The organism is Streptomyces sp. NPDC086080 (assembly GCF_044540255.1).
In the GTDB taxonomy this organism is placed as follows: Bacteria; Actinomycetota; Actinomycetes; order Streptomycetales; family Streptomycetaceae; genus Streptomyces.
The window spans coordinates 1-12,949 of sequence record NZ_JBITRU010000033.1 but is presented as its reverse complement, the minus strand read 5'-3'; the positions used below and the strand labels follow the sequence as shown (position 1 = coordinate 12,949).

14 protein-coding genes and 1 pseudogene are annotated in these 12,949 nt (G+C 71.5%); 9 read left to right on the top strand and 6 right to left on the bottom strand.

Going from position 1 to position 12,949, the window contains the following annotated elements; genetic code table 11:
* Nucleotides 1-8: 8 nt before the first annotated feature.
* The gene (locus ACIF9R_RS30580; protein WP_399985641.1) at nt 9-605 is read left to right on the top strand and encodes a hypothetical protein; all 597 of its coding nucleotides are present in this window, start codon (nt 9-11) and stop codon (nt 603-605) included.
* An 80-nt stretch (nt 606-685) separates the two neighbouring features.
* On the opposite strand, the gene ACIF9R_RS30575 is transcribed toward ACIF9R_RS30580, so the two are convergent.
* Together ACIF9R_RS30575 and ACIF9R_RS30570 are read right to left on the bottom strand one after the other, a co-directional pair.
* Complete coding sequence (locus ACIF9R_RS30575; RefSeq protein WP_399985640.1) at nt 686-1,561, bottom strand: spermidine synthase; 876 nt, start codon at nt 1,559-1,561, stop codon at nt 686-688.
* A gap of 68 nt (nt 1,562-1,629) precedes the next feature.
* Nucleotides 1,630-2,025, bottom strand: a complete 396-nt coding sequence (locus ACIF9R_RS30570) for a hypothetical protein (protein WP_399985639.1) — start codon at nt 2,023-2,025, stop codon at nt 1,630-1,632.
* A gap of 285 nt (nt 2,026-2,310) precedes the next feature.
* Between ACIF9R_RS30570 and ACIF9R_RS30565 the strand changes: the two genes are divergently transcribed.
* Entirely contained in the window at nt 2,311-3,786 is a 1,476-nt protein-coding gene (locus ACIF9R_RS30565; RefSeq protein WP_399985638.1) for a hypothetical protein, read from the top strand.
* 240 nt (nt 3,787-4,026) lie between these two features.
* On the opposite strand, the gene ACIF9R_RS30560 is transcribed toward ACIF9R_RS30565, so the two are convergent.
* Nucleotides 4,027-4,623, bottom strand: a complete 597-nt coding sequence (locus ACIF9R_RS30560; protein WP_399985637.1) for a histidine phosphatase family protein — start codon at nt 4,621-4,623, stop codon at nt 4,027-4,029.
* A 194-nt stretch (nt 4,624-4,817) separates the two neighbouring features.
* On the opposite strand from ACIF9R_RS30560, the gene ACIF9R_RS30555 reads away from it, so the two are divergent.
* Genes ACIF9R_RS30555 through ACIF9R_RS30540 form a run of 4 tightly spaced genes read left to right on the top strand, consistent with a single transcriptional unit; the run spans nt 4,818 to nt 9,811 of the window.
* Entirely contained in the window at nt 4,818-5,777 is a 960-nt protein-coding gene (locus tag ACIF9R_RS30555) for a phosphatase PAP2 family protein (protein WP_399985636.1), read from the top strand.
* On the top strand, nt 5,668-6,870 hold the full coding sequence (locus tag ACIF9R_RS30550) for a hypothetical protein (protein WP_399985635.1): 1,203 nt from the start codon (nt 5,668-5,670) through the stop codon (nt 6,868-6,870). The genes ACIF9R_RS30555 and ACIF9R_RS30550 overlap by 110 nt, the downstream gene beginning before the upstream one ends.
* Nucleotides 6,861-8,465, top strand: a complete 1,605-nt coding sequence (locus ACIF9R_RS30545) for a hypothetical protein (protein WP_399985634.1) — start codon at nt 6,861-6,863, stop codon at nt 8,463-8,465. Before ACIF9R_RS30550 ends, ACIF9R_RS30545 begins: the two co-directional genes overlap by 10 nt.
* Nucleotides 8,462-9,811, top strand: a complete 1,350-nt coding sequence (locus tag ACIF9R_RS30540; RefSeq protein ID WP_399985633.1) for an AAA domain-containing protein — start codon at nt 8,462-8,464, stop codon at nt 9,809-9,811. Before ACIF9R_RS30545 ends, ACIF9R_RS30540 begins: the two co-directional genes overlap by 4 nt.
* Nucleotides 9,812-10,447: 636 nt before the next feature.
* Here the strand turns inward: ACIF9R_RS30540 and ACIF9R_RS30535 are convergent.
* From ACIF9R_RS30535 to ACIF9R_RS30525, 3 genes are read right to left on the bottom strand one after another with little or no spacing between them, the layout of a single operon-like run.
* Entirely contained in the window at nt 10,448-10,684 is a 237-nt protein-coding gene (locus ACIF9R_RS30535) for a helix-turn-helix domain-containing protein (RefSeq protein ID WP_399985632.1), read from the bottom strand.
* Between the two features lie 14 nt (nt 10,685-10,698).
* Nucleotides 10,699-11,037 carry a helix-turn-helix domain-containing protein gene (locus tag ACIF9R_RS30530; RefSeq protein WP_399985631.1) on the bottom strand — a complete coding sequence of 113 codons (339 nt, stop codon included), beginning with the start codon at nt 11,035-11,037 and terminating at the stop codon, nt 10,699-10,701.
* On the bottom strand, nt 11,034-11,417 hold the full coding sequence (locus ACIF9R_RS30525) for a type II toxin-antitoxin system RelE/ParE family toxin (RefSeq protein ID WP_399985630.1): 384 nt from the start codon (nt 11,415-11,417) through the stop codon (nt 11,034-11,036). The genes ACIF9R_RS30530 and ACIF9R_RS30525 overlap by 4 nt, the downstream gene beginning before the upstream one ends.
* Nucleotides 11,418-11,431: 14 nt before the next feature.
* Here ACIF9R_RS30525 and ACIF9R_RS30520 point away from each other — a divergent pair, with 14 nt between their 5' ends.
* From ACIF9R_RS30520 to ACIF9R_RS30510, 3 genes and pseudogenes are all read left to right on the top strand, one after another.
* A complete protein-coding gene (locus ACIF9R_RS30520) occupies nt 11,432-11,848 on the top strand; it encodes a helix-turn-helix domain-containing protein (protein WP_399985629.1) in 417 nt (138 codons plus the stop codon).
* A gap of 31 nt (nt 11,849-11,879) precedes the next feature.
* A pseudogene (locus ACIF9R_RS30515) lies at nt 11,880-12,284 on the top strand (DUF5753 domain-containing protein); the annotation flags it as partial.
* Between the two features lie 8 nt (nt 12,285-12,292).
* Nucleotides 12,293-12,496, top strand: a complete 204-nt coding sequence (locus tag ACIF9R_RS30510) for a DUF397 domain-containing protein (RefSeq protein WP_399985628.1) — start codon at nt 12,293-12,295, stop codon at nt 12,494-12,496.
* Nucleotides 12,497-12,949 lie beyond the last annotated feature (453 nt).

Below are 12,949 nucleotides of genomic sequence, written 5' to 3'. Positions count from 1 at the left end.
GGCCGACGATGCGCAGAGGACTCCTACACGTACTGGCCTGGCTGCTCGCCACGGGCGCGGCGGTCACGCTGTCGTGGTGGGGTGTCAGCACCGTGATGGAGGGCACCGCGTACGACCCGCCCCGCGCCCTGCCCATCGCGGCGGCCGGTGCGGACGGCTCCGCCGATTCCGCGGACTCTGAGGACTACGCGGACTCCGCGGACGGGACGTCGCAGACGGTGTCGTCGTCGACGCGGCGGCCCTCCACCGGCCCTTCGAAGAAGACCGGGGAGGCGCGCGAACCGTCGGCCGGGTCCGAAGACCCGTCCCGGAAGCCGGAACCGGACCCCTCCCCGACCTCCACGCCCACGAAGTCCCCGGCCCCGCCCCCTCCGGCGGCCTCCGGTGAGGTCAAGGGCTATGACACGAAGGGCGGCCGGGCGGTCTTCGACCTCGGCGAGACGTCCGCGTCCCTGGTGTCGGCGACTCCGGGAGCCGGCTGGTCGATGCAGGTGTGGAAGACGGAGACGTGGATCCGGGTGGAGTTCTCCTCGGGCGCGGACCGGGTGTCGGTGTTCTGCACCTGGCACGACGGCCCGCCGCGGGTGGAGATCGGAACGTACTGACCCGGTGTCGCCGCTGTCGCCTCCGTCGCCGCTGTCATGGGAAGGGGCGTCGGCGGTGTGCGCCGGGGCCGTCGGCGGTCTCAGCGGAAGACGGACGCGGGCGGCGCCGGTGACGCGACCGCCGCAAGGTCCGTGACGGGGGCGGCCCCGCCGGTGAAGTCGAGGAGTTCACGGCCGTGCAGGACCCGGCCCGGGTGCGGGTCGGAGGCGGCCCGGCGGGTCAGTTCGGCGACCGGCAGGGGCGCGTCGGAGGCGACCAGGACGGCGTTGCCGAAGCGTTTGCCGCGCAGCACGGCGGCGTCCGCGATCAGCGCGAGTTCGGCGAACCGGGCGGCGGCGGTGGCGATCTGGCCGCGCAGATGCGCGAGCGGCGGTCCGTCGGCGAGGTTGGCGGCGTAGACCCCGCCGGGGGCGAGGGCCCTGCGGACGTCGTCGAGGAACTCGGTGGAGGTCAGGTGGGCCGGGGTGCGGGCCCCGCTGAAGACGTCGGCGACGACGAGTCCGGCCCAGCCGTCCGGCACCTTGGCGAGTCCTTCGCGGGCGTCCGCGGCACGCACCCGGATCCGGGCCCTGGCGTCCAACGGCAGCTCCCGCCGTACGAGTCGCACCAGCGCGGCGTCCCGCTCGACGACCTGCTGGGTGGAGCGGGGGCGGGTGGCCGCGACGTACCGGGCGAGGGTGAACGCGCCGCCGCCGAGGTGCACCGCCTGCAGGGGCTTGCCGGGCGGGGCCGCGAGATCGACGGCATGACCGAACCGGCGCTGGTACTCGAAGGAGAGGTACGAGGGGTCGTCCAGGTCGACGTGGGACTGCGGGGCGCCGTCGATCAGCAGGGTCCAGGCCCGCGGCCGGTCCCGGTCGGGGACGAGCTGGGCGAGTCCGCCGTCGACGTTCTCGGTGACGGCCTCCGCACCGCCACCGCCCCGTTCACGCCCACCGCTCCTGGCCCTTCCCATCCCCTCAGTGTCCCAGGCACCCGCGCCCGGTGGCGCGGGGAGGGTACCCGCGCCGGAGCTGCCGCGGCTCAGGAGCAACCGTCGGCCGCCTCGATCAGGCGCTGCGCCTCGTCCAGCGCCTCGCGCAGCACGGCGGGGTCCGTCGCCAGATCCGCCTCGCCGGGCGGCAGCAGCCAGTCGGAACCTTCCACCGGCGGCTGGGGCTCCGGGTCCATCCGCAGTCCGTGGCCGCCGGTCTCCGTACAGGTGCTGCCCGGTACGTCCCAGGCGGCGGCCGTCCCCGGCGGCACCAGGAAGCCGAGGGTGGCACCGCCGTCGTCGTGCAGCACCGGACCCACCGCGTCGGCGGCTCCGCGCCGCAGGATGTCCACGGCTTCCAGGCCCTGTCGGGCCGGCACCGTGACCACCTCGCAGTCCGTACTCGGCAGATCTGACGAATCGTCACTTCGGCTGGTCATCATCATCCCGGCCTCCACCACACACATCCCTGTTCGAGCAAGCGGGTCGGGAGTCGGGCGGGCTCCCGGTCCACAGAGCTCAACGAGCCGGGCCGTCAACAGCTACGGCGAAAGTGCGCCGCAAAGGATGGCAGTTCATGGCAGATCGCGGATGACATATCCGTTTTGTTGCCAAACTCCGCGTAGTGACTCCGTCACAGCAGGTACGTTCAAGCCCGCCGGAAACAGGGCGACACATGGACAACTCGCCCTTTCCGGCATGGTTCGACGGTTCGCAGAGAGGACCCGGCCATGGCGTCGTCAACGGTGCCCTCGTCCACACCCGATCGGCCACCGCGGCCGAACCTCGTCTTCCGGCAACTGCGCGGAGCGCGCTCGCCGGCCGAGTTCGCCGCGACGGTACGGCGGGCCGCCCGCGAGATCGGCGAGCGGGTCGCCTGTGACGCGCGGTACGTGCACCGGGTGGAGGCGGGCGAGATCCGCTGCCCCAACTACGCCTATGAGCGGGTGTTCCTGCACATGTTCCCCGGCCGCACGCTGACCGACCTGGGCTTCGCGCCCCGCTCGTCGGTCCGCGGACGCCGGACCCGGGCCGCCGGGGACGTCCCGTCGGCCCGCACCGAAGGACCGGCGAACGCCACGGGTGAGAACAGCGGGGCGTACGAGCCGTATGAGACACAGGACCGGTACGACACGTACGACACGTACAACCCGTACGACACGTATGACCCGCACGACCACGAGGAGAGCGACGTGCTGCGTCGCGCATTCATGACCAGCGGGGGCGCCACGGTGGCCGCCGCCTCGCTGAGCCCCTACGGGTTCGCCTCCGACGCCTCGGCGGCACAGCGCGCCGTGCGCCGCGCGGGGGCGAGCGACGCGGGCGCTCTGGAGGAGGCCGTCCGCCGGATCCGGCTGCTGGACGACCGGCACGGGGCGGACGGGCTCTACCGCCGCGCGGCGGCCCCGTTGCGCGCCGCGTACGCGCTGCTGGACGCGGGGGTGACCCGGCAACGGACGGCGGACCGGCTGTACGCGGGCGCCGGTGAACTGGCCATCTCGGTGGGCTGGCTGGCCCACGACTCGGGCCGCTTCGACGACGCCCGCTCGCACTACGCGGAGGCGCTGGCGACCTCACGGATGACCGGGGACCCCGCACTGGAGGCACACGCCTTCTGCAACACGGCGTTCCTCGCGCGGGACGCGGGCCGGCCCCGGGAGGCGGTACGGGCGGCCCAGGCCGCACAGCGGGCGGCGCGCGCGCTCGGCTCACCCCGGCTGATGTCGCTCCTCGCCCTGCGCGAGGCGGGCGGCTGGGCGGGGCTCGCCGACCGCACGGGGTGCGAGCAGGCGCTGGTCCGCGCGGGGGCCTACTTCGAGCGCGGCCCCTCGGAGGCGGACCCGGAGTGGATGAGCTTCTACGGGAAGGCGGAGCTGGAGGGGCTGGAGGCGCAGTGCTGGTCGACGCTGGGCGACTGGCCCCGCGCGGCCCGGCACGCGCGCCGCGCGGCGGAACTCCAGGACCCGCACTTCACCCGCAACATCGCCCTGTACACGGCGGAACTGGCGGACGACCTGGCCCGCGGCGGCCGCCCGGACGAGGCGGCGGCGGCGGGAATGCGGGCACTGGACCTCCTCGCCGAGGTCCAGTCCTCCCGCGTACGCACGATGCTGGCAGGCACCTCCCGGGTCCTCCTCCCCCACCGCCGGGCCTCAGAAGTCTCAGCCTTCCTCGACCGCCACGCGTCCCTACCCCGAGCGGTGTGAACCACCCCCGGCGGCCCCCGCGCGCACTCCCCCGACCTCCCCGACCTCACCGCGCGCAGTCCCCGCCCGACTGCGGGCACCCCCGACTGCGGGCAGTCGTGCCGCTGGGGCGGCACGGGTGGGCGGTGGGGGTCCCCCCGCTCGAGCGGAGCCGAGAGTGGGGGAGGCACCCCGCAAACGCCGGGCCGCGCAGCACCCCCCGCCCAGCGACAACGCCGAGCGCAGCGCAGGGGCACCCGATCAGGAACCCAGGTGCCCCTGCTCGTTCCAGGACTCGATCGCCGGCTCCCCGTACGCCCACCCCAGCACCGACAGCGACGTCGGATTCAGCCGCACCCGCGCCGCGAAGTCCAGCGGCAGCCCCAGCCACCGCGCCCCGATCGACCGAAGAATGTGCCCGTGGGCGAAGACCAGGACGTCACGGTCGGCGGACCGAGCCCACTCCACCACCTCGTCCGCACGCGCGGTGACCTCCGCCAGGCTCTCCCCCTCGGGGACCCCGTCCCGCCAGATCAGCCACCCCGGCCGGACCGCCTGTATCTCGTCCGGCGTCATCCCCTCGTACGCCCCGTAGTCCCACTCCACGAGCGCGTCCCAGGTCACCGCCCGCTCCCCGAACCCCGCCAGCTCGCACGTCTCCCGCGCCCGAACCAGCGGGCTGGTCCGCACCTCGACCCCCGCCAGCCCGTCGTACGGCGCCCCCCGCAGCCGCTCCCCCAGCAGCTCGGCCCCCCGCCGGCCCTCCTCCAGGAGCGGCACGTCGGTCCTGCCGGTGTGCTTGCCGGACAGCGACCACGCCGTCTGTCCGTGCCGGGCCAGCAGGATGCGCGGTGCCATGGGAGACCTTCCTGACATTCACAAAATTCGCAAGCGGAGCTCCTCCATCTTCCCGCACCCTGGTCGGGGGCAACCCGGCGGGAGATCTCTGCGTCTATGAGGGCCGAGGGCGTCTCACGGGGGACGCGCAGGACACCGTAGAGTGACTGGCCGCCGAACGAGCGGCGCGCGCGAGGACGAAGGGGAACGATCGGATGCCGCACACCGAGACACCGGGCACCGAGGCGGGCCCGGCGACCCGGCTGCGCTGGTGGACGGAGCTGCCGCTCATCCTCCTGGTGTACGCCTGCTACTCGGCGGGGCGGCTGGTCGTACGGGGCGACGTCTCCGACGCCGTGGACCACGGCCTGGCGATCCTGCAAATAGAGAAGGCGTTGTTCCTCAACGCCGAGAACCCGCTGAACCGTCTCTTCACCCAGGAACCCTGGATAGGCATACCCGCGGACTTCTGGTACGCGTCCCTGCACTACCTGGTGACACCGGTGATCCTCGTCTGGCTGTTCCGCTCCCGCGCGGTGCACTACCGCGCGGCGCGCACCTGGCTGATGGCGTCCACGTTCATCGGCCTGATCGGTTTCACCCTGCTGCCCACCTGCCCGCCCCGGCTGCTCGACGCGAGCCACGGCTTCGTGGACACGATGGCGCACTACAGCTCGTACGGCTGGTGGGGCGGCGAGGCGAGCGCCCCGCGCGGACTCGGCGGAATGACCAACCAGTACGCGGCGATGCCGAGCCTGCACGTCGGCTGGGCGCTGTGGTGCGGTGTGATCCTCTGGAAGTACGGCCGCACCCGCCTGGCGAGGACAGCGGCCGTCGTCTACCCCCTGGTGACCACGATCGTCGTGATGGGCACCGCCAACCACTACTTCCTGGACGCCGCCGCGGGCGCCGCCGTCATGGGCGCCGGCTTCCTGCTGGCCCCCGTCGTGATGCGCTACGCCGACCTGGCGAAGGCCCGCTTCCTGCCCGCCGCCGCACTCGTCCCGGCAGCCTCGCCCGCCACGCATTCCCCGATTGTCAGTGCCGGATGTCAGACTTCCGCGGGTGAGCGAATTCCACGGCAGTGGCACCCCGAGGCGCCGTACGGACCAGGACCCGAACCGGGTACCGCCCCCTCGGACGCGGGAGAAAGCGCTCCGGCAGCGGCTCGCTGAGCTGCGCGGCCCGGAGGTCCCGGCCAAGGCCCTGGACGCCCGCGCCCTGGCCGCCCTCGCCGCCAACCCGGGCTGCAGACGACGCGCGATCCTGGACGGCGCCGGGGTGGACAAGGCGGCGCTGGCGAGCGCGCTGGGCGCGCCGTCGGCCTTCGGCCAGTCGCAGTTCGCGCTCGTCCGGGGCAACGCGTTCGAGGCGAAGGTCAAGGCGGACGGCGGTACGGAGCTGCTGCGCCTCGCGCACGAGAAGCTGGACCGCGCGGCCGAACCGCCCGCCGACGCGCGCGTGCCCGACCTCACCGCACAGGGCCCCCAGGGGCGCACGGCCCGCACCGAGCTGGCCCTGCGCGAGGCCGCGACCGAGGCACCCGGCACCTGGACGCTCCTCGACCACCCCATGCTCGCCCTCGACGTCGCCGGCTCCCCCGCGTTCCTGGAGCCGGACGCGGTGGTGGTGCACCCGGACGGCAGCTGGACGGTCGTGGAGATCAAGTCCTTCCCGATGCTGGACGGCGCCGCGGACCCGTCGAAGGTCGGCGCGGCGGCCCGCCAGGCGGCGGTGTACGTGCTGGCCCTGGAGCAGGTCGCCGCCCGGCTGGACCCCGCCCCGCGCGTACGCCACCGCGTCCTGCTCGTCTGCCCCAAGGACTTCTCCAACCTCCCCACCGCCTCCGCCGTGGACGTGCGCAAGCAGCGCGCGGTGACCGCCCGCCAGCTGGACCGGCTCACCCGCATCGAGGAGATCGCCGACACCCTCCCCGAGGGCACGTGCTTCTCGCCCGAGCTGCCCGCGGAGCGGCTGACCGAGGCCGTGGGGTCCGTCCCCGCGACGTACGCACCCGAGTGCCTGTCCGCGTGCGAGCTGGCCTTCCACTGCCGGGACCGTTCCCGCGCGGACGGCGCGGTGACCTCGCTCGGCCGCCCGGTCCGGGCGGAGCTGGGCGGTCTGACGACGGTCGAGGACGTCCTGGCGGCGGCGCGCGGGGAGACCGGCGACCCCGATGACCCGGCGGTGGCCGCACTGCGCCGCGCGGCAGCCCTGCGCGCGGAAGCACTCAGCGGTGCGCGCCCGGAGGTGGCCCCTTGTCCCTGATCACCACCCTCGCCCGCCTCGAGGCCGTCAGCACCGGCCGCGCCCAGCCCACCGCCACCGTCCGGCACCGGCACCTCTCCGACCACCCCCTGGTGTTCGTCCCCCTCACGACCGCCGGCGAGGCGGGCGCCCCGCTCGGCGCACTGGTGGGAACGGACCGGGAAGCCCGCCGCCTCCTGGTCGTCCCCCAGCCACGCGACCGCGACCTGCGGTTCGCGTTCCTGGCCCAGCTGGCCGACGTGGTGCTGCCCTACATCGACGACTTCGCGGACACAGTGGAGGCCGCCGAGCGTTCCGAGACCGACCCGGAGACCGGCAAACGCGTCAAGGTCGAGGTCGAGCTCTGCGCGGACGCACCGCAGCTGATCGTGCCGAGCCGGGCCGGCATCGACCTCGTACGCCTCCTCGGCCGCTCGATGCGCTTCCGGCGCACGGCGGAACAGGACCCGGAGACCCCGTTCCCGGCACCGCCCCGGGTCCCCCTGCTCGGCCGCTGGCTGACGCACTTCGGTGAGCGTGCCCGCGTCCCCGGCTCCTCCCTCCTCCTGGCCATGACGGACGTCCTGGGCCGGCACTGGGCGACCGGCCAGTCCACGCTGGAGGACCAGCACCTGGGCGCACTGCTCGCCTGGATCGCCCCGCCCGCGGGCCGCTCGGGCGCGCAGGCCGCGCAGGAGGCGGAGTTGACGCGCGACGCGGCCGGCCAACTGCTCTGCCCACCCGCCGGCCCGGCGACCGACCCGGCCTTCGACAACAAACTCCTCGCCCCGGCGATCGAGCGCTACGACCGCGCCCGTACGGCCCTTGCGGCGGCGGAGGACGGCCTGGAGGCCGACGACCGCCTGGCCACCCTGACCGCAGCCGAACAAGAGATCCGCGCACTGGTGGAAAGCCGCACCCTGCCCACCTGGAACGCGGTGTGGCAGGGCCTCGACCTCCTCCGCCACCTCCCGGAGGGCACCCGGGTCGAGGAACGCTGGACCCGCGACCGCTGGTCCTTCACGGGCCACCGCGACCGTGTCCTGTCCGGCGAACCACCCCAGCCCCGCCGCGACGACGCGGTCACCGCCGCGAACAAGCTCGCCACGCGCGAGCGCGAACAGTCCCGCCTGGAAGCACAGGAAGCCCTGGACGACCCGCTGGTGATGGCGTCCCGCCGACTGTCCGGGGAGGCGTTCGCGGGCGAGGTGGTGGACGTGGTGATGATGTACACCGAGAGCAAACGCCCCAGCCCCCGCCCCCTCGTCACCCTCCGCACCGACGACACCCCGCACCTCGGCGAGCGCGTGAAGGCATACCGCTCACTGAACGGAAAGCCGCAGACCACGGAGTTCGTGGGCTACGAGGACGGCCCGGAGACAGGCGGCCTCCTGACCCTCCGCATCCTGGACAAGATGGGCCGGGGCAAGGAGCCGGAGGAGGGATCGGTCCCCGAGAAGGGTGACCACCTCTGCTTCACCCTCTTCGAACACGAACCGCGCGGCGGGGCGAAACTCCCCGACCCGGAGGAGACCCCGTGGACCCACGGCGGCCCACCCGGCGAGGAAGCAGTACCGGAGCCCGCCGACGCGATGACCGAGGAGGACATCCTGTGACCGCCCCTGCCGAGGAGACGACGTTCGACCCCGGCTCCGCGGCCACGCGCGCCACGGACGCGATCCTCCACGACACCCTCCACGGCACCGCACGCGGCGTGGTCGTGGACTCCCCACCCGGCGCCGGCAAGTCCACGCTCGTGGTGCGGGCGGCCCTGGAACTGGCGGAGGCGGGCCGCCCGTTGATGGTGGTGGCGCAGACCAACGCCCAGGTCGACGACCTGGTCCTCCGCCTCGCCGAAAAGAACCCCGACCTCCCGGTGGGCCGCCTGCACAGCAGCGACACCGACCCGTACGACAAGGCACTGGACGCACTGGACCACGTCCGCAAGTCCTCAAAGGCCGCCGACCTCACCGACGTCCCCGTCGTCATCTCCACGGCGGCGAAATGGGCCCACGTCAAGGGCGTGGAACCCTGGCAGCACGCGATCGTCGACGAGGCCTACCAGATGCGTTCGGACGCCCTCCTCGCCGTGGCCGGCCTCTTCGAACGCGCCCTGTTCGTAGGCGACCCGGGCCAACTGGACCCCTTCTCGATCGTAGGCGCCGAGCAATGGGCGGGCCTGTCCTACGACCCCTCGGGCTCAGCCGTCACCACCCTGCTCGCCCACAACCCCGACCTCCCCCAACACCGCCTCCCGGTCTCCTGGCGCCTCCCCGCCTCCGCAGCCCCCCTGGTCTCCGACGCCTTCTACCCGTACACACCGTTCCGCAGCGGCACGGCCCACGCCGACCGAGCCCTCTCCTTCGGCGTCCCGTCGGACGGCTCACCTCCCGACCGAGTGATCGACGAGGCTGCTCAATCCGGCTGGGGCCTCCTCCAACTCCCCGCCCGCCACACTCCCCGCACGGACCCGGAAGCGGTACAGGCCGTAGCCCGGACCGTCCGCCGCCTCCTGGACCGCGAAGGCACCTCAACCTCCGAACGCTCCCCCGCCCCCACCCCCCTCACCGCGGACCGCATCGCCGTAGGCACCGCCCACCGCGACCAGGCGGCGGCCATCCGCGCGGCCCTCACGGAACTCGGCGTAACGGACGTCGTGGTCGACACGGCTAACCGCCTCCAGGGCCGCGAGTACGACGTCACCGTCATCCTCCACCCCCTCTCCGGCCGCCCCGACGCCACCGCCTTCCACCTGGAAACCGGCCGCCTCTGCGTCCTGACCTCCCGCCACCGCCACGCCTGCATCGTCATCTGCCGCGAGGGAGTGACCGACCTCCTGGACGACTACCCGTCCACCGAACCGGTCCAGCTGGGAACCCTGGTCAAATTCCCGGACGGCTGGGAGGCCAACCACGCGGTCCTGGCCCACCTGGCGGAACACCGGGTGACCTGGCAGTCCTGACCATTTCGCACCTGCCGAAGTCTTTGCGAATTCGTCAACTGCTCAGGACTCTCACCGACGATCGCAGCAGCTTACTCATAAAATCCCCCCATGGAAACATCCCATCTAAAGTCATACCAGAATGACCCATCGCAATCCGATTCAGCCGCATAATAGGGATAGAAGGATGCCAGTCGAGCAACACATTCGATGAGCCTATCCAAAGAGGTGTTCATCAGCGCGACATGCAGCGCTAGCACCTGATACCACCCACCCCGCGCCTTCATCCAAGAACACATAGGTCGCCCTGCCAATGACACCGAATCGAATGAGCGACCGACCGTTAGGGGCAGGCACTCGCTCAGCTCGATCAAGCGGAGCGTAGGCCAGGAATCCATCGGCGACACACAAATCTCGACTCTCGCCACTTACGGGAATGGTGACAGTTGAAGCGCCCATATGCAGCTCTCTATGGTGAATTGACGTCAATCTACTGGGCCTGACCTGCTGAACGCCAGCACAAAGAAGGCCCCTCCCAATCCGCAGGCCAAACTCCATCGCGCCCATGCTTGCGTACTGGCGTCCGCCGGTGTTGCCGTGGCTACTGCCGTCACCGGCCTACACCGCCCGGTGAATTCCACGAATTCCGAATGCGTGTCAAGCGGCTTTGTCGTGCGGGGTGAGGCTGATGGTCAGGTCGGCGCCGAGAGCCTGAGCCAGGCGGCGCAGAAGGGGGAGCGTGGGCATGGTTCCGCCGCCTTCGAAGCGGGAGATCTGCGGCTGCTTCATCCCGCACCGCTCGGCCAGCTCGGCCTGGGACAGTCCGAGCTCGATGCGCCGGTCGTGGACGAGTTGCCCGAGCTCACGGGCGAGCGCGGACGGCGGGTCCTGCATGGTTCCTCCCCGCCTCAGGCCGCTGGGGCGACGATGGTGACGGTGGGCTCGTCTCCGCCGGCGAGGTGCACGTCCACCGTGAGGTCCAGTGCGCGGGCCAGGCGCATGATGACCGCGATGGGCGGCAGCTCGGTGGCCGTCTCGATGCCTTCGATGTCATCGACGCCGACGTGCATGCGCTCGGCGAGGTCGGCCTCGCTCAGGCCCAGCTGCTTGCGCCGGTCGTAGACGGCCTTGCCCAACGTCATGGCGAGGCCGGCCTCTTCGTAGACCCGGTCGTACTCGGGGTCAGCCTCCAGGTTTTCGCCCAGCATCCGGCGGTGGCGACGGGTCCTCCATTCGCTGTGGTTCATCGGTTCTCCTTGAGGTCGCGGCTGTAGAAGTCGTGCTCGGCGGCGGCTTCATGCTCCGCCTCGCACCATCGCTGTGCGGCGTGGGCGCGGTCCACTTCGGCCTGCTCGCGCATCTTGGTCTTGTGGAACACGGTGAGCAGCACGACACGTCGGCCGGGCGCCAGCCAGTAGGTGATCCGCTGATGGGCATCGCCCAGGCGGAAGCGCAGCTCACGGAGCTTGCCGCCAAGGTGACGGGAGTGCGGTTCGTCGAGCGTGGTGGGCTGCTCGGTGAGCAGATCGGCGACGCGTTCGGCCTGCTTGTAGTGATGGGCGGAAATGTTCTCCAGCCACAGTCGCACCTCCGGCTCGATCTCGATCGAGTACCGCCCGCTGTCCATAGCGCCGATGATATATGACACGGGGTGCGAGAGCGCGACTTCGTAGTTCAGGTCGTGTGACGCTGAGGCTGAAAGGGCGGGGTAACAGCGGGCGTTGGCGGTGCTACATCCTGGTCATGAGGTACGCGGATGGCGGCGGTCTGACCGCCGCGGGGCGGGCGAAGAGTGAAGCTGTGTGCTTTGAGGCCGCGGGGATGTTCGAGCAGGGTGTGCGGCCGACGGAGGTCGCCCGCAGGTTACGGGTGACGCGGAAGTCTGCTTACGCCTGGCACGCAACCTGGCGCGAGGGAGGCGGAGAGAGCCAGGCGGCTTTCTGCGTCAGCTCAGCGATGACCAGGCAGAGCGGCTGCAAGCCGAGCTGGGTGCCGGCCCTGCGGCGCACGGCTGGAGCGAGGACCAGCGGTGGACCCTCGCGGGCGTGGCCGAGCTGATCCACAGACTGTCCGGGAACGGGCACGTTGGGTGGAGCACCGTATGCGGCGCCGAGTGGTCATCGACCGCCCTGACCCCGTGCGGTACGTGGCACTGATCCACGAAGCGGCTCTCCGTATCCGCGTGAGCAGCCGTTCCACCTCGCGGGCTCAACTCGCCCGCATCCTGGAGATGTCCGAGGCCGACGCGGTCACCGTGCGTGTCATCCCCTTCGAACTGGACGGCTTCGGCGGGGCCGGAAGCGCCATGGCGTACGCGGGTGGGCCCGTCCCTCAACTGGACACCGTGGTGTGCGATGGCCCGAATGGCACGGTGTTCATCGATGCGGCAGCGCAGTTGGGCCGCTTTCGAACGCTCTTCCATAGGGTGGAGGCCGCAGCGCTCGAACCGGAGCGTTCGCGTGACTTCATCCACAGGCTGACGAAGGAGCTGTGAGGTCCAGCATGACGATCCCCGACATCTGGAAGAAGTCGTCCTACTCGGGCGGGGGCGAAGGCAACGCCTGCGTAGAGGTCGCCCACCGCCACCCCCACATAGCCGTCCGCGACTCCAAGGCCCCGGACCTGGCCGTCCTCACCTTCCCCGCCACCGCCTTCAGCGCGTTCACCGCCCACCTCAGCACCCTTGAGGTGCCCGACGTGGAGTGAAACCGTCGGTGGACGCGACCGCAAGGCACCAATTCGTGCCGGCACTTCCGCGCGGGCCGGTCCGCAGCCCTGCAGAATGCGCAGGCGAGGCAATCACGCGATGCAGCAGTCAAGTTGAACTGGCCGGACTCGCATGCGTACAACAACGACACCTGGGTCGCTCGGGATTGAGCACTTCGATGCGCCTCACGAGCTACCTGGGGACCCTACCTTCATGCGCGTACCGCCGGTGGATCACCGCTGCGGGAAGCCTGTCCGCCCCGCACGTTCCGTGGGGGCCGGTCCTCTCCCCTCGTTCACGACGAAACTGATCGAGCGGCGGGAAGGTGATCAACTAGGCTCGCCGCCTGCGCTGGATCACGGCTGACAGTGAGGATGTGACGTGGTGACGCTGCTGGCGGGTCTGACCCCTCGGCTGACTGACGTCTCGACTGTCCTGTTTGGGATTTGTCG